This window comes from Streptomyces sp. NPDC048483, from assembly GCF_040651455.1.
Lineage (GTDB): Bacteria > Actinomycetota > Actinomycetes > Streptomycetales > Streptomycetaceae > Streptomyces.
In genome coordinates, this window is the sequence record NZ_JBEZJZ010000005.1 from 25,192 (window position 1) to 44,217 (window position 19,026).

15 protein-coding genes and 3 pseudogenes are annotated in these 19,026 nt (G+C 68.9%); 10 read left to right on the forward strand and 8 right to left on the reverse strand.

The genetic code is table 11. The features are described from left to right. Nucleotides 1–355: 355 nt before the first annotated feature. Genes AB0D04_RS04065 through xdhC form a run of 3 tightly spaced genes read left to right on the forward strand, consistent with a single transcriptional unit; the run spans nt 356 to nt 5,077 of the window. Nucleotides 356–1,825, forward strand: coding sequence for an FAD binding domain-containing protein (locus tag AB0D04_RS04065; protein ID WP_362699151.1), 1,470 nt, complete (start codon nt 356–358; stop codon nt 1,823–1,825). Further along, the gene (gene xdhB / locus AB0D04_RS04070; RefSeq protein WP_362699153.1) at nt 1,822–4,212 is read left to right on the forward strand and encodes a xanthine dehydrogenase molybdopterin binding subunit; all 2,391 of its coding nucleotides are present in this window, start codon (nt 1,822–1,824) and stop codon (nt 4,210–4,212) included. The genes AB0D04_RS04065 and xdhB overlap by 4 nt, the downstream gene beginning before the upstream one ends. 1 nt (nt 4,213) lies before the next feature. After that, the gene (gene xdhC / locus AB0D04_RS04075) at nt 4,214–5,077 is read left to right on the forward strand and encodes a xanthine dehydrogenase accessory protein XdhC (protein WP_362699397.1); all 864 of its coding nucleotides are present in this window, start codon (nt 4,214–4,216) and stop codon (nt 5,075–5,077) included. A 201-nt stretch (nt 5,078–5,278) separates the two neighbouring features. Here the strand turns inward: xdhC and AB0D04_RS04080 are convergent. From AB0D04_RS04080 to AB0D04_RS04090, 3 genes and pseudogenes are all read right to left on the reverse strand, one after another. Continuing rightward, nucleotides 5,279–5,443 (reverse strand): annotated as a pseudogene (locus AB0D04_RS04080) (transposase family protein); the annotation flags it as partial. 60 nt (nt 5,444–5,503) lie between these two features. Beyond that, a pseudogene (locus AB0D04_RS04085) lies at nt 5,504–5,720 on the reverse strand (hypothetical protein); the annotation flags it as partial. Nucleotides 5,721–5,864: 144 nt separating this feature from the next. Continuing rightward, a complete protein-coding gene (locus AB0D04_RS04090; protein ID WP_362699155.1) occupies nt 5,865–6,341 on the reverse strand; it encodes a polyketide cyclase in 477 nt (158 codons plus the stop codon). Nucleotides 6,342–7,182: 841 nt separating this feature from the next. Between AB0D04_RS04090 and AB0D04_RS04095 the strand changes: the two genes are divergently transcribed. After that, nucleotides 7,183–8,649 carry a membrane-associated oxidoreductase gene (locus AB0D04_RS04095; protein WP_362699157.1) on the forward strand — a complete coding sequence of 489 codons (1,467 nt, stop codon included), beginning with the start codon at nt 7,183–7,185 and terminating at the stop codon, nt 8,647–8,649. Nucleotides 8,650–8,862: 213 nt separating this feature from the next. Here the strand turns inward: AB0D04_RS04095 and AB0D04_RS04100 are convergent, their stop codons facing one another. Continuing rightward, nucleotides 8,863–9,252 (reverse strand): hypothetical protein, encoded by a 390-nt coding sequence (locus AB0D04_RS04100; RefSeq protein WP_362699158.1) that lies wholly within the window; start codon nt 9,250–9,252, stop codon nt 8,863–8,865. A gap of 399 nt (nt 9,253–9,651) precedes the next feature. Beyond that, nucleotides 9,652–9,933: a DUF6355 family natural product biosynthesis protein gene (locus AB0D04_RS04105; protein WP_362699160.1), complete on the reverse strand. Its 282-nt coding sequence runs from the start codon at nt 9,931–9,933 to the stop codon at nt 9,652–9,654. 351 nt (nt 9,934–10,284) lie between these two features. Here AB0D04_RS04105 and AB0D04_RS04110 point away from each other — a divergent pair, with 351 nt between their 5' ends. Together AB0D04_RS04110 and AB0D04_RS04115 are read left to right on the forward strand one after the other, a co-directional pair. Continuing rightward, the gene (locus tag AB0D04_RS04110; protein WP_362699162.1) at nt 10,285–11,082 is read left to right on the forward strand and encodes a MerR family transcriptional regulator; all 798 of its coding nucleotides are present in this window, start codon (nt 10,285–10,287) and stop codon (nt 11,080–11,082) included. Beyond that, on the forward strand, nt 11,079–11,981 hold the full coding sequence (locus AB0D04_RS04115; RefSeq protein WP_362699164.1) for a hypothetical protein: 903 nt from the start codon (nt 11,079–11,081) through the stop codon (nt 11,979–11,981). The genes AB0D04_RS04110 and AB0D04_RS04115 overlap by 4 nt, the downstream gene beginning before the upstream one ends. A gap of 156 nt (nt 11,982–12,137) precedes the next feature. On the opposite strand, the gene AB0D04_RS04120 is transcribed toward AB0D04_RS04115, so the two are convergent. Next, on the reverse strand, nt 12,138–12,758 hold the full coding sequence (locus AB0D04_RS04120; protein WP_362699166.1) for a hypothetical protein: 621 nt from the start codon (nt 12,756–12,758) through the stop codon (nt 12,138–12,140). 459 nt (nt 12,759–13,217) lie between these two features. On the opposite strand from AB0D04_RS04120, the gene AB0D04_RS04125 reads away from it, so the two are divergent. Next, complete coding sequence (locus AB0D04_RS04125; protein WP_362699168.1) at nt 13,218–14,939, forward strand: serine/threonine-protein kinase; 1,722 nt, start codon at nt 13,218–13,220, stop codon at nt 14,937–14,939. Between the two features lie 827 nt (nt 14,940–15,766). Continuing rightward, nucleotides 15,767–16,375 (forward strand): hypothetical protein, encoded by a 609-nt coding sequence (locus AB0D04_RS04130; RefSeq protein ID WP_362699170.1) that lies wholly within the window; start codon nt 15,767–15,769, stop codon nt 16,373–16,375. 112 nt (nt 16,376–16,487) lie between these two features. On the opposite strand, the gene AB0D04_RS04135 is transcribed toward AB0D04_RS04130, so the two are convergent. After that, a complete protein-coding gene (locus AB0D04_RS04135) occupies nt 16,488–16,793 on the reverse strand; it encodes an immunity 53 family protein (RefSeq protein WP_362699172.1) in 306 nt (101 codons plus the stop codon). A gap of 109 nt (nt 16,794–16,902) precedes the next feature. Here AB0D04_RS04135 and AB0D04_RS04140 point away from each other — a divergent pair. Further along, nucleotides 16,903–17,021 (forward strand): annotated as a pseudogene (locus tag AB0D04_RS04140) (IS630 family transposase); the annotation flags it as partial. Nucleotides 17,022–17,148: 127 nt separating this feature from the next. Next, nucleotides 17,149–17,823, forward strand: a complete 675-nt coding sequence (locus AB0D04_RS04145) for a hypothetical protein (protein ID WP_362699173.1) — start codon at nt 17,149–17,151, stop codon at nt 17,821–17,823. A gap of 274 nt (nt 17,824–18,097) precedes the next feature. Here the strand turns inward: AB0D04_RS04145 and AB0D04_RS04150 are convergent, their stop codons facing one another. Next, nucleotides 18,098–18,955, reverse strand: coding sequence for a DUF4344 domain-containing metallopeptidase (locus tag AB0D04_RS04150; protein ID WP_362699175.1), 858 nt, complete (start codon nt 18,953–18,955; stop codon nt 18,098–18,100). Nucleotides 18,956–19,026: the final 71 nt, after the last annotated feature.

Below are 19,026 nucleotides of genomic sequence, written 5' to 3' on the forward strand. Positions count from 1 at the left end.
GTCGGTTTCCGCAGGTCGGCTTGACGATGGGCCTGCGGCAACTTAGTTTCTAGCGCACCGACTCGTGAGCTGCTGGAAGGAGGCGAAGTCGGATGTCGACCATCTCTGACCTGCATCGCCTCGCTCAGCAGGCCGCCTGGATTCCGGGTCGTGTAGCACACGGCTGCTGAGCAGCCCCCGTCCCGGCGTGCCCGATTGCGGCCCCGGCGCCTTTCGATCTCTGTCACCGGCTGCGGCACGTCGATGCGTGCTGATTCGTGCTCCGGTTTCTCAAGCTGCGCCACCGAAAGAGAAAGTCCCCTGAAATGGCGACTAGGATCATCAGAACGACCGCGCACCGAAATGAGGATGTGCCATGGTAGCGGCGCGGATCACGGTCAATGGGAAGGTCGCACCGATTTCCCCGGCCGCACCCCACACAACGGTCCTGGATTTCCTGCGTGCGCGTGGCCTCACCGGCACCAAGGAGGGCTGCGCCGAGGGTGAATGCGGCGCCTGTTCGGTCCTGGTGGCCCGTCCCGGGGTGAACAAGCCCACCGACTGGGTGGCGGTCAACGCCTGCCTGGTCCCGGTCGCGGCGCTCGACGGTCAGGAGGTCATCACCTCCGAGGGTCTCGCCACCCCTGGCGAACCCGGCACGCGGCCCGCCCTGCACCCGGTGCAGGAGGAGATGGCGGTCCGCGGCGGCTCCCAATGCGGTTACTGCACACCGGGATTCATCTGCAGCATGGCCGCCGAGTACTACCGACCCGACCGCTGCGCGCATGCGGCCTCGGGCTCGGCCGACAGTACCGACGCCGAGCACGGTCCGAACGGTTTCGATCTCCACGCGCTGAGCGGAAACCTGTGCCGCTGCACCGGTTATCGCCCGATTCGCGATGCCGCGTTCGCCGTCGGTACGCCCACCGATGAGGACCCGCTGGCGCAGCGTCGCGAGCAGTCCCCGCCCGCACCGGGTGCCACCGAATACACCCAGAACGACAGCGCGTTCCTGCGGAAGAGCACCCTTGCCGAAACGCTGCAGGTACTGCGCGAGCGGCCCGACGCGGTGGTGGTCGCCGGCTCCACCGACTGGGGCGTCGAGGTGAACATCCGTTCCCGGAGGGCGGATTGTGTCGTCGCCATCGACCGGCTGCCGGAACTGCGGGAACTGCGCGTCGCATCCGACTACATCGAGATCGGCGCGGCGCTGACGCTCACCGAGATCGAGCGCCGCCTCGACGGCGGCGTGCCGCTGCTGGCAGAGCTGTTCCCGCAGTTCGCATCGCGGCTCATCCGCAACGGTGCGACCCTCGGCGGCAACCTGGGTACCGGCTCCCCCATCGGCGACAGCCCGCCGGCGCTGCTCGCGCTGGAGGCATCGGTGGTGCTCGCCGACGCCGACGGTGAGCGGGAGGTCCCGCTGGCGGACTACTTCACCGGCTACCGGCAGAGCGTGCGCCGTCCCGGCGAGCTGATCCGCGCGGTGCGCATCCCGCTGCCGCTGTCGCCGGTCGTGGCCTTCCACAAGATCGCCAAGCGGCGCTTCGACGACATCTCCAGCGTGGCGGTCGCTTTCGCGCTGGACATCGAGGACGGGATCGTCCGCAAGGCGCGCATCGGCCTGGGCGGCGTGGCCGCCACCCCGATCCGCTCCCTCGCCACCGAGGCGGCCCTGGAGGGCAAGCCGTGGGCGGCGGAGACCGTCGAGGCCGCGGCCGGGGTGCTGCAGGCCGAGGGCACGCCGATGAACGATCATCGCGCCAGCGCCGACTACCGTTCCGCGATGCTCGGCCAGAGCCTGCTGAAGCTGCACGCACAGACCACCGAGGCGGTGTCGTCATGAGTCATTTGTCCGAGCGTCCCGAGAAGCCGGTCGTCGGCGTCTCGATGCCGCACGAGAGTGCCTTCCAGCACGTCACCGGCACCGCGCTCTACACCGACGACCTGGTCCAGCGCACCAAGGACGTGCTGCACGCGTACCCGGTCCAGGTCATGAAGGCTCACGGCAGGATCACCGCACTGCGCACCGAGCCCGCGCTCGCCGTGCCCGGCGTGGTCCGTGTGCTGACCGGTGCCGACGTGCCCGGCGTCAACGATGCCGGGATGAAGCACGACGAACCGCTGTTCCCCGACGAGGTCATGTTCCACGGCCACGCGGTCGCCTGGGTGCTCGGCGAGACCTTGGAGGCGGCCCGGCTCGGTGCGGCGGCCGTCGAGGTGGAACTCGACGAACGGCCCTCGCTGATCACGCTGCAGGACGCGATCGCGGCGGGCAGTTTTCACGGCGCTCGGCCCGTGATGCTGACCGGCGACGTCGACGCCGGCTTCGCCGACTCCGCGCAGGTGTTCACCGGCGAGTTCCAGTTCTCCGATCAGGAACACTTCTACCTCGAGACGCACGCGGCGCTGGCCCATGTCGACGAGGCCGAGCAGGTGTTCGTCCAGAGCAGCACCCAGCATCCTTCGGAGACCCAGGAAATCGTCGCGCACGTGCTCGGGCTGCACAGTCACGAGGTGACCGTGCAGTGTCTGCGGATGGGTGGCGGCTTCGGCGGCAAGGAGATGCAGCCGCACGGGTTCGCGGCCGTTGCCGCGCTCGGCGCCAAGCTGACCGGTCGGCCGGTCCGGCTGCGGCTCAACCGGACGCAGGATCTGACCATGTCCGGTAAGCGGCACGGGTTCCACGCCAAGTGGAAGATCGGCTTCGACGCCGAGGGCCGCATCCAGGCCCTGGACGCCACCTTGACCGCGGACGGCGGCTGGAGCCTGGACCTCTCCGAGCCGGTGGTGGCCCGTGCGCTGTGCCACATCGACAACACCTACTGGATTCCCCACGCGCGCGTCACCGGTCGCATCGCCAAGACCAACAAGGTCTCCAACACCGCCTTCCGCGGCTTCGGCGGACCGCAGGGCATGCTGGTGATCGAGGACATCATGGGCCGGTGCGCGCCGCTGCTCGGCCTGGATGCGGTGGAGTTGCGGGAGCGCAACTTCTACCGGCAGGGTCAGGCGACGCCGTACGGACAGCCGGTCGCTCACCCCGAACGGATCTCCGCTGTCTGGCGAGAGGTTCAGGACAACGCCGGCATCGCCGACCGCAAGCGCGAGATCGCCGCCTTCAATGCCGCGCACCCGCACGCCAAGCGGGCACTTGCGATCACCGGCATCAAGTTCGGCATCTCGTTCAACCTCACCGCCTTCAACCAGGGCGGCGCGCTGGTGCTGATCTACAAGGACGGCTCGGTCCTGATCAACCACGGCGGCACCGAGATGGGCCAGGGCCTGCACACCAAGATGCTGCAGGTGGCCGCGACCACGCTGGGCATCCCGCTGCACAAGGTGCGGCTGGCGCCGACGCGAACCGACAAGGTGCCCAACACCTCTGCCACCGCCGCCAGTGCCGGGGCGGATCTCAACGGTGCGGCGGTGAAGAACGCCTGCGAGCAGTTGCGCGAACGGCTGCTGGTGGTGGCCGGCACCCAGCTGGGTGCGAACGCCTCGGATGTGCGCATCGTCGAGGGCGTCGCACGCACCCTGGGCAGCGACAAGGAGCTGGCCTGGGACGACCTGGTGCGCACCGCGTACTTCCAGCGAGTGCAGTTGTCGGCGGCCGGTTTCTACCGGACCGAGGGTCTGCACTGGGACGCGAAGGCGTTCCAGGGCTCACCGTTCAAGTACTTCGCTTATGGCGCCGCCGCAGCGGAGGTGGAGGTGGACCGCTTCACCGGCGCGTACCGCATCCGGCGGGTGGACATCGTGCACGACGTCGGCGACAGCCTGTCCCCGATGATCGACATCGGTCAGGTCGAGGGCGGTTTTGTGCAGGGTGCGGGCTGGCTGACGCTCGAGGACCTGCGCTGGGACACCGGTGACGGGCCGAACCGCGGCCGACTGCTGACCCAAGCCGCGAGCACCTACAAGCTGCCGAGCTTTTCGGAGATGCCCGAGAAGTTCAACGTCACGCTTTTGGAGAACGCCACCGAGGAGGGCGCGGTATACGGGTCCAAGGCGGTGGGTGAGCCTCCGCTGATGCTGGCGTTCTCGGTCCGCGAGGCGTTGCGGCAGGCCGCCGCCGCATTCGGGCCGCGCGGAGTCAGCGTCGAGTTGGCCTCGCCCGCAACGCCGGAGGCGGTGTACTGGGCAATCGAAGCAGCCCGCGCGCAGCGCAACGGCCACGCTCGTCACGGCAGCGAGATCCCCACCGACACAAGCGCTTTGAGTAATGCCTGACATGACCTGGGTGGCCGCGGTCGCGCGGTTGCGAGCCCGCCGGGAACCCGGCGTGCTGGTGACCGTCGCGACCGTGCGCGGCCACGCGCCCCGCCGGGCCGGTGCCAAACTCGTTGTGGGACAGGCCGAGACCTGGGGTTCGATCGGCGGCGGGAACATCGAGGCCGTCGCGATCGATCGGGCCCGCGAGCTGATCGGCACGCTCGATCCGGAGCCGGACCTGATGGAGTTCGCCCTCAACGACAAGGTCACCAACCGACACGGCGTGCAATGCTGCGGCGGAGCCGTCACCGTACTGCTCGAACCGCTGCCGGTGGTCCCAGCGGTGGCGATCTTCGGCGTTGGGCACGTCGGGCTGGAGCTGGCACGCATCCTGGCCCGCCACCACCTCGACCTGCACCTGATCGATACCCGCTCCGACATACTCACCGACGCACGCCTCAACGTGCTCGCGGATGCGGTGGCGCAGATCCACGTGCACCACACACCGCTGCTTCCGGAGGAGGTGCTCGCGGAGCTGGCGCCCGGCACCCACATCCTGATCATGACTCATGATCACGCCGAGGATGCCGCACTGGCCGACGCCGCCTTGCGCACCACCGATCTCGGCTCGATCGGATTGATCGGCTCGGCCGCCAAATGGGCGCGGTTCCGGCACCGCCTGGCCACCGAGGGCGGCCACGACGACGCCACCATCGACCGGATCAAGACCCCGATCGGAATGACCGAGATCACCGGCAAGGAACCCGCCACGATCGCGGTGAGCGTCGCGGCGGACCTGCTCTGGACCTTCGAACAGGACCGCCTCTCAGCGGCGGTGCCGAACGCGGTTGCCGCGGTCCACGTACGCTCCGGGAGCCGATAGCGATCGGGCCATGGTCGACCCGGCCGAACCCGCCCGCGGTCACCACCAGCGTCTCATTCGCCGCAACCGTCGCACCGGTCAACCGGCCTTCTCCTGCTGGTACTCACCCGGCCCGGTACCGCCGGCCATCCTGGTGCGGGTGGTCGGTTCCGTCGAATGGGTAGTCCACAACCGCTCGGCATCGGCGACGGGCCGCGGGGCCGGCTCCAGCGCGAGCAAGGGCCCAAGCCGCTGGATGAGCCGGCAGACGGTGGCCGGGGAGATCCCGAAGAACGGCGCGAGCTGACGCATCGTGAGATTCGTGCGGTATTGGACGGTCGCCATCGGCAGGCACCACGGCCGCCCACCTCCAGGCCCGCCATCCAGGGAAAGCCCGCCCCATGACGCCTGCAACACCCTCTGGGCCGTGTCTTCAAAGTGACGTCATCACCAGTCATTGATGGCGGCGATCTGCACGGTGGCCTCGTAGCGGACGGCGAGCTTGTCGTACCTCGTGGCCTGGGACGTACGGGCCTTGTCCGCCGGCACCCGGTCCGGGCGGGTGCGCGGGCGGCCCCCGCCGAGGCGTGGGACGCGGATGCGCTCGCGGACCGCAGGCAAGGTGCAGCTTCGTGGTCCGTCCGCCGCGCGAGCGCCCAAGGGCGTGATCGTCTGGCTCGCCCTGGACGGGGGGCGCCGGCGGCGTTCTGAGCACGCCCACTGGGCGTCGGTCAGATCAAAACAGGCGTCAGTCGGTATCGTCTGCATCCGAGATCTCCGGTACTGATGGTCATCTTGGTCGACGACATCACCTACCGGAGACAAGCTCGGCCAGGTGGTACAGCGAGTTGGCGAGGTGCTCAGGGCCGAACGGCGGGAACTGGATGTACTCCCGGATGCACTGCGGCACCGCCGACCAGTCGTAGGTGAGCGTGATCTCCGTCTCGGACGGACCGAGCGGCGCAAGGTCGTAACGCCAGATCCAGCCGCCGAACTCCAGGTGACCGTCGCCCTTCTCCTGCCCCGTCAGCCAGCCGATGGCGCGCGGCGGGTCGAGCACCTGGACCTTGTTGGCCACCTGGTAGTCACCGTTTGGATGGTTGGCGTGATACATGTCCATCCGGAAAACCTGCCCCACCTCGGTCAGCGGCGCCCGGTCGACAGCTTTCTGAACCCAGCCGGTGCCATCGATCGCAGCATGGGTCGCCGGGTCCGCCAGCACCGCGAACACCCTCGCGGCGGGCACGGCGACAGTGAGGATGGCGCTCACGTTCTCCTGGTCCACGGTGTGCACGCTCCTTGTCATCTCATCTCGGCCTTCCGCAGGCGCGGACGGGGGATGTTCCCCCACAAGCAGACGACGCGGCGAGGCGGAACTCATCGGTCGAGGCGGAACTCATCGGTCGTGTGCGCGGCACCCGCATCCGTGCCACCCATAGCGGGCTTGTAAGGGGCAAGTTTCGAGGGGCGGGGAGGCAGTCTCACTCATATGCATCCTGCGACACGCCACCGCGACCCGGCCGTGACCAGCAGCGTCACCCGACATACCTGTTTTGAAGACACGGCCTGGGAGCCTGCGGGCGAGGAGCGCGCCGCCCTTGGCCCGGCCGGAGAGCACTTAGCTGTACGCGGTCCAGATACAGGCCCGCCCGCACGACGCCCCTGCACGCATCGACGAGCTTGTTCATCGTCCAGGGCAACGAAGCCCCACAGCAGCCAGCCATCAGGGCCCTCCTCCGCGCGCGGGCCATTTCCCCAGGTCACCAGTGATGTGCCAGCTGGACCACCGGCAGACGAAGGACTTGCTGGTGAAGTCCTGCCTGCGCACGGCTGTCACTCAGCGTGGCCACAGCAGCGCCTCAGAAAAACCGGCTTCCGTCGTCGCCCATACCCACTGCACGGGTCATCCCTGAGGAGAATCGACTGCGCAAGGCGGCACCCCGGCTACTCGCCCCGCCTCGCCGCAGCCCGCGACCCAGGAGTCAACGCCGCGCAGTCCATGAGGCAGGGGCCGGGCTCGACGAGGGCCGGGCAGGTGCGGGGCAAGGCCGAGCGGGGAGCCCGGGCCGCACGGCCTGCTCCGTACGGCAGTTGACAGCTCGAACGCAGCACGTCAGAGTCCCGGCGTGAGCGAGAGCAACGATCTGACGCCGGCCGAGGTGCGTATCTGGCGGGCCTTTCCGCGAGGCGAGGCCGTGGACTTCCGCGCCGCCGAGAACGAGGATCCCGCGCTCGGCAACACCTGGGGCGCCGAGCGGACCGTACGGGCGAGTGTGCTGCGGACGCTGCTGCTCAAGGCGCCGCAGGAGGAGGGAGAGATCGCCGCGCTCAAGATCGCGGGGGCGCGGATTACCGGCGTACTGGACCTGAAGTACGCCACGATCGACGCCGCCATCCGGCTGAGCCGCTGCCGATTCGACGGCGTTCCCGACCTGTACGGTGCCGAGCTGCGCCAGCTCAATCTGAGCAAGTCCGTACTGCCGGGCCTGACCTCGGCGACCTTGCAGATCGCGGGGGTGTTGCGGATGACGGACTGCCGTATGCAGGGACCGGTGCGGCTCGGCGGGGCGCAGATCTCCGGGGCACTGTTCATGGAGCGGGCGGAGTTCACGGCGCCGGACGACTCCGAGCCGGTGCTGCAGCTCAACCAGGTCGCGATCGGGGGCGACTTGTGGGCGCCAAAGATGCGCGCGCACGGACAGGTACGGCTCACCGGCGCCTCCGTCGCCGGGCGGATCAACATTCAGGACGCCGAGTTCAACAGGCCCGATGGCATCGCGCTGGATGCGCAGAACCTCAACGTGGGAGCCCATGTACGGGCAGTGTGCGTCCGCGCGCAGGGCCGGGTCGAGCTCCGCGGCTCGCGCATTTCGGGCCGTCTCGACCTGCTCCACGCCCACCTGTCGAATCCGGGCGACACGGCACTGCGGGCGAGCAGTTGTGTCATCGGTGAACTCTGGCTGCGCAGGGGCGATCGCATCGAGGGCGCCCTGAATCTGCGGCGTTCTCACATAGAGATCCTCACCCTTGAACCGGAGATGCTGCCGGACCAGGTGTATCTCAGCAATCTCACGTACACCGTACTCACCCCGCACGAGCCCGCCGAGCGCCGCCTTTCGATGCTCGAGCGGAACGGCGAACGGTATGAGCCGGACGGTTACGAGCAGTTGACGGCGGCCTACCGCCACGTCGGCGACGACGACGCGGCCCGGCTCGTCCAACTCGCCAAGCAGCGCCGCCGACGCGCCACGCTCACCTGGTACGGACGGCTGTGGGGGTACGTCCAGGACGCCACCGTCGGCTACGGCTTCCACCCGGTGCGCGCGGCCGTCTGGTTGCTGTCCCTCATGACCATCGGATCGATCGCGTACGGCCTGGACCACCCACGCCCCATCAAGGCGGACGAGGCGCCTGACTTCAACCCCGTCTTCTACACCCTCGACCTGCTGCTGCCGATCATCAACTTCGGCCAGGAGCCGGCGTTCGCACCGGACGGCTGGCACCAGTGGCTGTCGTACGCCCTGATCATCACCGGCTGGATCCTGGCGACAACGATCGTCGCCGGCGTGACCCGTACGGTCAGCCGCCAATGACCCCCTCAAGAACCCGCGAAGACCTCGCAGAGCGCCCTCTCAGCGACCACTGCACCGGCCTGACCGTGGTCGACGTCGGGCTCACGCTGGAGACGGCCGGGCATGCGGTGCTCACCGACCGGGAAATCCGCACCGCCAGGGTGATGGGGCGGCAGGCAGGCGTCGCCGGTCGAGGCATCCGGCGTATGCCCTGTGCGATCGCCGAGCCGGCCCTCAGGTCCTGCCCTCATACGGACCGCCCCGGAAGTACATGCCCCCATAGGGCCGAGGACGGTCGCCACGTTCATGCGCCGCATCGGACCGATCGGCGGGAGCCGACCGCTTGGCCAGAACCCGCAGCGTCTCCAGGCCGGCCAGGACCGCGGAGCGATTGTCGGACCTCTTCATCCACCGCGGCAGCCGCGCGAACATCGCCATCGTCGGACGCGCGACTCCGCGCTCACGCAACGTGGCGCCGACATAGGCCGACAGTTCGTTGACGTGCTCCTCGTTGTAGGCCCACAGGATCTGGCCGACACAACGGGTCTGCAGCCAGAGCGGCCTTCGGAAGAACGGATCCTCAGTGCCGCCCAGCCCCACTCCGACCAGCCCGGCACCCCGCACCTCCGGCTCCCAATCCGCGACGGCACCACACCCTCCGCAGGCCAGGCGGCGTGGCTGGAACAGCAGCTCACTGAAGTATCTGGGCGCTGCGAGGCCAGGCCGGGGAACGACGAGTGCGCAGCCGCCGCATCGGGGACAGACCACGAGCATGTGGCCGGCGAACCGAGCCAGCCATCGTCCCGGGTCGTAGTGGCGCACCGGATCGGTACTCGGCTCAGGGTCCATGGCGAACACCCTTGCAGGTTGGCCATGCTGTCCGCGACCGCGTTCTCGAACGCGCCCCACAGCACGCCGGCGGCCCACAGTGCATCGGTGTCCAAGGTCCCACCAGTCACTTTTGAAACACGCCCTGGGCCGTGGGCCCTGTCCGACGGATCGTGGACAGGGCCGCGATAGCGATCAGCAGGTGCGGCCGACGTAGTGCGCGCCCTGAATCCTGGAGGCGGAGCCCAGCCAGGTCTTGCCGGGTGCGACGCACCTTTCGTAGTCCGGGGCGAGCGCAACCTCCACCTTGATGACAACACGCGAGCCGTCGCCGGTGCAGTGGTGGTAGAAGGCGTCGCGGCTGGTCTCGTAGAAACCGCAGGGGTCAGCGGCCGCCGGTGTGGCGGTGACGATTCCGGCGGTGGCGCTCATCAAGATGGCGGCCAGGGCGGTCGGGATGAGACGGCGGGCACGCATGGGCAGCTCCTCCTGTGAAGGCTCGAATGCCAACCCCGCTGCACGTACGGGCCGTTGACGAAGCCATGTGTCTCGACGCAGAACACAGTATGGGGCGATTTCGTGTGGAATCGGTTCTGATGGCCATCGATCACCCTCACGTGTCCATTGCCTGAGCCTCAGCAGCACACGACCCATCAGACAGGCCTCAGCGGTTGGGGTCAGCGGAACCGGTGGCGCCGATGCCGAGCCGGGATCCCGCTCCATCGCCGGATCACCAAGAGCCGGTCGGCGCGTCGCATTCGACCGGCGTGGTCAGCCGTGGACCGGGCCGCTTGACCTTGTCGCAGCGACAACGTTTCTCCTGGTGCCATGCGAATCGGAGAGCTCGCCGGCATCACCGGCATCACCACCCGCGCCGTGCGCCACTACCACCGCATCGGGCTGCTGCCCGAGCCGCCGCGGCAGCCCAACGGGTACCGCGAGTACTCCTTGCGCAACGCCGTCGAGCTGGCCCGCATCCGACGTCTGACCGAGCTCGGCCTGAGCCTGGACGAGGTCAAGGGCGTGCTGGCGGACGACGCGGGCAAGGACCTCGTCGAGATCCTTGCCGAGCTGGACGCCGACCTGGCCCGCCAGGAGGAGGCCATCCGGCAGCGCCGCGCCCGCCTGGGCCAGTTGCTCGAGCAGGCTGAGCAGACCGGGCGGCTGCCCGCCGACGCCCCCGTCTCCCCCGAGCTGGCCGCCCTCTTCGACGACATGGCGCGCGCCTCGGCGCGGCTGCCCGGGCCGGAGCCGGCGATGGCAGCCAAGGAGCGGGAGCTGCTCGCTCTGCTGGAGACCGGCTCGCCGGGCGGCGACCGCGGCTGGCTGGACGCCATGATGCACAGCCTCAGCGCCGACGCGGAGGCCATGCCGCGCGCCTACGAGGTCTACGCCCAGCTGGACGGGCTGGCCGAGGCCGCCGAGGACGACCCGCGGGTGGAGACGACCGCCCGGGCCATCGTCGACAGCGTCCCGGACGAGGCAGTGCAGGCGATGAACATCCCGGACGAGGGCGATGTAGGCGAGAACAGCGGATTCGCGGACGCTCTCTTCGCGGACTTCGCCCCCGCCCAGGCTGCGGCGGTGCGCCGCGCCATCGAGCTGCTGCAGGAGCGTGCCAAGTGAAGGCGCTGAGAAAGGCCGTGCGCTGGTCCTCCGCCGCGCTCGTACCCGGCGAGCTCGTGCTCGTCCTCTGCGTGGCCGGCGGAGTGCCGATAGCACCGGCCGTCCGGCTGGCAGTGGAGTTGGCAGTGCTCGCGCTCATGGCCGCGGCGACCGCCCTGTTCTCCCTCGACTACCGCCGGCACCGCCGCGACGGTCTCGACCGCCGCCCCGCCTTCCTCGCCGCGCTCGCCGACACCGTGCCGGCGCCCGTGCGCAAGCTGACCGCCCACGAGTTCTTCCTCTCCACGAGCTTCCTGCGCTGGGTGACGCGCCGCGGCCCGCACGGTGTACGCGATGGTGACCTGCCCGTTCCGTACGCCGCGGGCCAGACGGCGGTCATGTACGGCTTCCTCTTCGTCTGCATCGTCGAGACCGTGGGCCTCGCCTACCTGATCTCCTGGCCGGTGGTGCACGCCGTCACTCTCGTCGTCGACATCTGGGGCTGCTACTTCGTCATCGCCCTGCACGCCTCGTGTGTGGTGCGCCCGCACGTGATCGGGGCCGACGGCTCGCTGCGCCTGCGCTACGGCGCACTGCTGGACATCCGCATCCCGGCCGACCGTATAGCGTCCGTCCGCTTGGACCGGAAGTTCCCGGACGGTAGGCCGGCCACCGTGGATGAGAACGGCGTCGCCGAGTTGGCCGTGGCCGGCCAGACGACGGTCACCGTGGAACTCACCGAGCCGGTGCGGTATCTACGCACCCTGGGCAAGCCCGCCGAGGCCCGCGCCATTCGCTTCTTCGCCGACGACCCCGCATCCGCCGTCGCTGCGCTGAGGGCCGGTGACCCGTCCGCCGGTACGAGCCGGACCAGCGATCTCTCCGGCTCCGCGGCGATCCGGCGCACCCGCAGACAGTGATCGAGCCGCCGCCCGGGGCCGCCCTGCCTGGTCTCGATCCGGCCGATCACCGCCGGATCGTCAGTCGCCCACTCCGCTCTTTGGCCGCCCTGCACCGGCCGACCAGGACCCGCGACGTGGCCGCAGCCAAGTCCCGTACCGCCCCGGCCTGATCAGCTACCTGGCCGAGAGCCGGGACCGGACTCGTGAACGCCCACCACTCAGCGACACCGGACTGGAGACCTCGGCAACAGGGGTGGCCACGTCGACGGACAGGCGACTCTTCTGGTGACACCTGGCCGGTCTCCGTAGCGACCGTCCAGGTTGCGGGAGGCCGGTCGGGTCGGTGGGCATCGTCCGGTGTGCGGGCCGGCCCGTGGCGATGGTCGTACGGCAGGTCACCGGCGTGGCCACACCGTGTGGGACTCCGCGCGCCGAGAACGACCGCTGAGAGCGGGAGTTGTGCGGTGACTGTGGCGATCTCGGTGGAGAACTCCTTGCGGAGCCGACGTTTGTCGTCGTCGTCGAGCCAGGTGGCCTCGATGCCCCGAGCGCGAGGTCGGCGGCCGTGGTGAGGGGAAGGGCGAGTTGCCGGTAGAGGGTGACGTATGACGTGCCGATGTCGGTGCCGGCCATGGTCGGGTCGTCGGTGCAGATGACCAGGTAGGCCAGCAGGATGTATCCGAAGAACCACAAGCCATAACCGGCGCCCTGGGAGCGGCGGCGCAGCAACGCCCTCGGCGACGCGTTGGCGGCTTCGTCGTTACGAGGGCGGAGATCGGCCAGGAGCGTGGTCATCGCCCACCCGACGGTGTCGGCCACCTCTTCGCCCGACAGGTTCTGCTCCCCCGCGCAGGGTGGCCCAGGCCAGAACGTTGTCCAGGTAGCCCAGGACAGCCTCCGCACTGAAGTCATGTCAGGGTTCTGACGTAAGCGTGAATCCATGTCAATGGGTGGGCGTGAAACGGAAGTTGGCTGTGTGGGGCACTGTGGACGACACACTCGACACCTCGGATCGGCGACGCGACGGCGTGCGCCGGGACCTTCCGTCTGCCAAGGCCCTCGGGCGGGTCGGCGTCAGCGTGGACCTCCGGCCGTCGCCCGCCGCTGAAGCGGCACCAACCTGATGGGCCTGCGCCGCGGGCTGTTGCCGGCCGCGCGACTGATGCCGCGCGGCCGACGGTGGCCGACCGCAGTGGTATTCAGCTTTCCGCCCAGTGATTTGACGCGTTGTCACATGACATAGGGTGGGCTGCCGTGACGAACGGCATCGACGACATATTGGCTCCGCTCGATCCCAGCGATCCTCGCGAGACAGCCGGCTACCGGCTACTGGCCCGGCTCGGCGAGGGCGGCATGGGCACCGTGTACCTCTCTCATACGCGAGGCGGGCAGCCCATCGCCTTCAAGGTGATCCGCCGCGAGTACGGCCAGGACCCGGACTTCCGACGCCGCTTCGAGCAGGAGGTGCGGGCCGCCCGCCGGGTGCAGGGCTACCACCTCGTACCGGTCGTCGACCACGACACCACCGGCACGCTTCCCTGGATCGCCTCGGAGTTCGTGCCCGGCCTCTCCCTCGCCGACGCGCTCACCGCGTACGGGCCGCTGCCCCTGCCCGCAGTCCTCCAGCTGATCGGCTGCACGGCCCGGGCCCTCGGCTCCATCCACGCGGCGGATGTCGTCCACCGCGACCTGAAGCCCGCCAACATCCTGCTCGGTTCGACCGGGCCGTACGTCATCGACTTCGGCATCGCCCAGGCGGCCGATGCCACGCAGCTCACCCGCAGCGGCGGAGTCATCGGCACCCCTCAGTACATGTCGCCCGAACACGCACTGGGCGAGCCCGTCACAGCGGCCACCGATCTGTTCTCGCTCGGCCTGATCGCGGCGGTCGCAGCGACCGGCCGGCATCCGTACGGCGAGGGAGGCGCGACCGCCCTCGGCGTACGCATCGCCAACACCGAGCGGACGCCGCCGGACCTGAGCGCCTACCCGGCGCCGCTGCGGGCGCTGCTGGAACGCTGCCTCACCGCCGATCCGGCAGCCCGCATCACGACGGATGAACTCGCGGGGCTGTGCGAGGAGGCCGCCGGACGCCCGCTGCGCTCGTTCGACGACTGGCTGCCGACGCCGCTCATGGAGCGGATCGCGCGCCGGGAGGAGGCTGCCGCGCGGCCCCCGGAGCCCACGTCCCCACGGATTCCTACCGCCACGCCCACCCAGCCGGACGCCGACGCGCACCTGGCCGGGCAGCCCACCGTGTCGCCCCCGCCGCCCCGCACACCGCCGCCCGGCCCGGCTCATCCACCGTCGCCGACGGCCACGCCCACTCCTCCGCCTGCCAAGCGCACCCGCCCCGCGCTGCTCGTCGCCGCGAGTGCGGTCGCCGCGACCCTCGCCGCGGTCGTCACCTGGGTGATCGTGAGCCCCGACGGCAGCACCGACGACACCCGGCGGGACGGCAAGCACACCGACACCTCCGCCCCGAGCTCCTCACCCTCGTCCCCACCCTCATCCTCAACCTCACCCTCGCCGCCGCAGACCACGTACACGCTTGTCTTCAAGGACAAGCCCTTGACCCTGCGCGCACCGGCCTTCAACTCCGGCACGTACGTGGACCTGGACGCGCCGAAACTCTTCCCCGATGGCGAGATCGGCGAGGACGACGGTATGGAGCTCACCTACCAGGACTGGGGCGACGCCGACCTGCGCTTCCACACCGCTATGGGCAGGAGCACCGGCACCACCCCGGAGGCGTGCAGTACCGGCGTGGACACCGACGCGCTGCCGGCCTCGATCTCCGAGGACGACCTGAACCAGGGAAAAATCCTTGCCAAGGGCATGGTGCTCTGTACCGTCACCAGCGACCACAATCTGGCGATGCTACGGATCACCGATGTCCTGCCCGACACAAAGAAAGGCCTGTCCAGCGACATGCCCGACTACGTCACCACACTGACCCTCTGGAAGGTCAAGTGACGCTCCAGAGGGCTTCTTCATCCCAGTGACCGGCTTCGTCGGTGCCGAGGGAGAGGGTGTGACGCGGAGTGTGGGTGGACGGGCGTCCGCAGGTCTTCCGGGGCGGCAGCGTCAGCGTTTCTCGCGGGTGCGGTCGGCGAGCGGAAGGCCAGCGGGAAACCGCAGGCAGGAGCCGTGCATGCGGTTCGACCAGACACCGCAGCCCTGGCAGACAGGGTCAGGGCCCAGAACCGTCAACCACGGCATGACCGCCCACGGCTGATTTCGGGCGACCTCCCGGGGCCTATTACCAAGATCAATAGACTCACTCAGCGTGGGCACTCCACAGGAATTGATCCCGAACCCAAGTTCATCGACTTGTGACGTCGTTCAGCGCAGAACCCGCTCAGGGGGTGAGTGTGTTCCCTGGGCCATCTGGGCATTCAAGCGCCCGTCTGTGACAGTGGGAGTCGGCCAGATCGTGGTAGGCATCGCGCGCAGAACGTTGTATCCCCGTCCTGTTACCACAGCGGCTGAGGCAGTCGTCTGACATCGGCCCTCTCGGCGTCGACAGGGTCGGTCAGTGCGCCAGACCCGGCGATGTCGGCCACACACCCCCCGTACTGCGGACATCTCAAGTGGCGAATTCACGTCCCTGTCCTTGACAGGCACCTGCGGAGATTCGAACCCGAACACGCCATGCTGGTGGGCCCGTTCGACTCTGCATCCGAACTCAGATGCCATGTCTCGGTGAGGGAAGTGGAAGAGCATTGGGTTAATTGCGGAGAAAGACGAGTAACATCCAGCCAACCGCAGACCGTTCAGGCGACAGAGGAGCAGGCTGAGCCATGTCAGACTCGGAATTCGCTGTGCAGGTGGCTGCCAAGCTGAAGAGCATCACGCAAGAGATCGACGACCTGCACAAGCTCAAGTCAAAGCTGGAGGACCTCCAGCAACACCTCGGATCAGCCGCTCAGGACGAAGCTGTCTCACCGCAGCCGCCGGAGACCGACGCCGATGCGGCGAAGCCGGTGACCGTTCCTGCGGCACGACGCGCGAAAGCTTCCGTCCCCAAGGACCGGCCGGCGAACAAGGCCCCGGCCAAAGCGGCAGGAGGTCCGAAGAAGACGCGGAAGGCCACGTCGGCCAAGGGCAAAACACGGCAGAAGAGCCCCACTCGCGCCGATCACCTCCTCGGGCTGCTCAACGAGCAGCCGCGCACCGTCGCGGAGTTGACAAAGCTGCTGGCAGAGGAACACCCGAACCAGGCTGCGCCCGAGACCGCCGTACGCAACACCCTGGAGCACTCACTCGTCGCCAAGGGTCTGGCACACCGCAGCAAGCAAGGACGGAGCGTCTTCTACTCCCACCCCACGTCGGCGCTCGAGAGCACTACCGAAGCCCACGCGTCCGACGCCGTCGATGTCAACGAAGAAGTCGCGCCTGCCCAGGCCTGACGAGCACTGTGCCATCATCCGCCGACCCAGCCGCTCGCCGGCCTCGGATCGGCGGACAGCACTTGCTCTGGTCACTCACCTCTCCCCCGGCACCGTGAACGGTGGCGTCCAGTCAACTGTTGTCTGCCGCCCATGAGCGGAAGAGGGTGAGTGCCTCGGTGAGGTTGCCGGGGCCGCACGCAGCATGGAAGGTCTTGTCAGAGGTCCATACCGTGACCCAGTCGTGCTCGCTGCGTTTGCGGTCCTGGCGGGGGTATTCCTGTCCATCCAGGTCTGTTCCCTCCAGGTCGATGCGGACGGACCAGCCTGGGTTGTCGAGCGTTTCGATCATCACGCCCCACTCGTGTTCCCAGTCCTCGTCGCACTGCGCGGCGTACCAGCCCTGCAGCCAGTCAAGGACATGTTCGGCTTCGCTCATGGCCCGAGATGCTAGGTCAGCCGCGGGTCAGTGATCGGACGCGGCTGATTCAACTGCCCAGGAGTCATGGTGGCTTGGTGGCTTGGTGGCTTGGTGGCTTGATGACTTGATGGCCGCGCCGGTGCGGGTGCGAAGACTGACCGGCCAAGAGGGCAACGGCTGCAGCAGATCGCGCGCCGGGGCAGCACCAGTTCGGTGCGCTGCCGGCGCGCGATGATGCTGCTGGCCATGCTGGACCGGTTCGAGCACGTTCTGGAGCACCATCCGCCGCGACGTCCTTGCAGCGCGGGAGGTGTGCATGTGCAGCGCTTCTCGGTGGGGTGGGGTTGGGTGCGGTGGGGTGGGGTGGGGTGGGGTGAGACGGGGCCTGGGCGACGAGGTCGGCGTAACGGTTGACGGAGCCGCCCGCGCCCCAGGTGCCGTCGGGTTGCTCGTGCACCAGCACCGGCGCGTCGTCCTCGGCTGTGGTTTGGGCGCCTGCCGGCAGTTCGACGAGATAGCTCCATGCCTGGGCACCGAAGAACGCCGTGTCGGGTGCGCCCTCCCAGCGCAGCAGCACCGCGGCGAGGTCACGCTGAATGCTCTGGCGGCCTTGTTCGGTCAGGGCGCCGGGGGGACGGAAGCCGTCCGCTATGCCGGCGAGACGGTCGCCCGTACTCTGCGCAAGGAACTCGAAGCCGGGCCGGTCGCCGGGTTGCGTGCCTTCCTCGACCTGTGGCGCAAGATTGTCGTCGACACCGACTTCCGGGCCGGCTGCCCGGTCCTCGCCGTCTCCATCGAGGAGCCGCCAACCGACGAGACGCCCGCCGCCCTGGTGGCCGCCGCGGACGTCTTCAACGAGTGGGAAAGCCTGCTGGCCGCCTCGCTGCGCGAGCACGGCGCAGAGCCCGAGCGGGCTGTACAGCTCGCGACACTCATCGTCGCGGCCGTCGAAGGGACCGTGGCCATGTGCCGCGCCAAGCGCAGCACCCAGCCCCTCGACCAGACCGCCGAGCAGCTGCAGGCGCTCATCCGTGGGACGTGCCGCTGAGGACGGAGGCGCCTCGGACCGCTTCAGGTTGCCTGTCCCGGCGGCTGTCGGGACAGGAGGCCTTCAGTCCCTGTCCACTCCCGTCCCGAGCTGGGGAAACCGTCCCTCCCCCATGGCTGCGAGTTCCGCACAGTCTCCGTCCGACCCGGCAGTCGGTCACCGCGAAAAGGGCTCCTGACCAGGCTGTCCATGAGCCTGGTCAGGCCCCCGCGAGCAGCCTGACCCCGTTCACCGCGGCGCCTGCATCACGCGCACGGCATCGGAATCAGGGACCTCACCTCAGGTGGGATGCGAGAAGCCCGGACCAGCCCTGCTGGAGCCCCTCGTACTCGATCTCGGAGAACTCGGAGCGGTCGCGGGTGAGGTGCTTGCCGTCGACCAGCGACTTCCACCGCTGCGGGTTCGCTCCGTAGAGGTAGGAGCGGTAGTTGGCCGCGCGGGCGGCATCCGGGGCGTGCTCGTCGGAGAAGTCGATGCCCTTCGGGTCGGGCCGCTCGGCCAGCAGGTCGTAGTTCGCGGCGGCGGCCAGGACCGCCCGCTGGCCCTTCGGGCCCTCCGGTATGAGGTTGTACGCCGCGAACTGGTCGGCGACGTCCTCCTCGCGGCCCGTGAAGGGCAGGCGCAGCTTGTCGATCAACGCGTGCGCGGACTCGTGGTAGAGGGTCTCGGCCATCACACCGGCGGTCTTCTCCGCGACCTGCTCGGTGCCCGCCTTCTCGAACAGGTCACGGGCCTCTGCCACAAATTCGTAGCAGACATCGATCTGCGACGTTTCAGGGTCGTAAGCCACATCGGTGTTTCCGCAGGAACGGCCGGTCATCTCGACGGTGGCCGGCATGCGGATGCGTTTGTTGAGACTGTCGGCGACGTTTTCGAGCAGATGGTTCTCCTCGAGGAACGCCTTCTCGTCCGCGGCATCGGGCTTGGCCTGGCCGTAGACCGACACGAAGCCGTCGGGGCGGGGAGCCGCCTGTCCGGGGACGGCCGAGACCAGGAGGGCGGCCGCCAGACCGGAGACCGTCACGGCGCTCAGCGCGGCCCTGCGCACGGCTCTGCGCCGCTTGGAGCGGTTGTTCCGGGCGGATGCGCCGTCGCCGGAGACGGGCGACTGGGGAGCGGGGTGTCGTGTCATAGGAGCACCCTGGCGGTCGGGGGACCCCCGGCGGATCCGTCCGGCGTCGGGATCCGCCCCCGCCGATCGGC

What these genes read in the sequence shown, in the direction of transcription:
- xdhB (WP_362699153.1), top strand. Translation starts at nt 1,822, where the DNA reads ATGAGTCATTTGTCCGAGCGTCCCGAGAAGCCGGTCGTCGGCGTCTCG.
- AB0D04_RS04065 (WP_362699151.1), top strand. Translation starts at nt 356, where the DNA reads ATGGTAGCGGCGCGGATCACGGTCAATGGGAAGGTCGCACCGATTTCC.
- AB0D04_RS04120 (WP_362699166.1), bottom strand. Translation starts at nt 12,758, where the DNA reads ATGACCACGCTCCTGGCCGATCTCCGCCCTCGTAACGACGAAGCCGCC.
- xdhC (WP_362699397.1), top strand. Translation starts at nt 4,214, where the DNA reads ATGACCTGGGTGGCCGCGGTCGCGCGGTTGCGAGCCCGCCGGGAACCC.
- AB0D04_RS04110 (WP_362699162.1), top strand. Translation starts at nt 10,285, where the DNA reads ATGCGAATCGGAGAGCTCGCCGGCATCACCGGCATCACCACCCGCGCC.
- AB0D04_RS04150 (WP_362699175.1), bottom strand. Translation starts at nt 18,955, where the DNA reads ATGACACGACACCCCGCTCCCCAGTCGCCCGTCTCCGGCGACGGCGCA.
- AB0D04_RS04135 (WP_362699172.1), bottom strand. Translation starts at nt 16,793, where the DNA reads ATGAGCGAAGCCGAACATGTCCTTGACTGGCTGCAGGGCTGGTACGCC.
- AB0D04_RS04105 (WP_362699160.1), bottom strand. Translation starts at nt 9,933, where the DNA reads ATGCGTGCCCGCCGTCTCATCCCGACCGCCCTGGCCGCCATCTTGATG.
- AB0D04_RS04130 (WP_362699170.1), top strand. Translation starts at nt 15,767, where the DNA reads ATGTCAGACTCGGAATTCGCTGTGCAGGTGGCTGCCAAGCTGAAGAGC.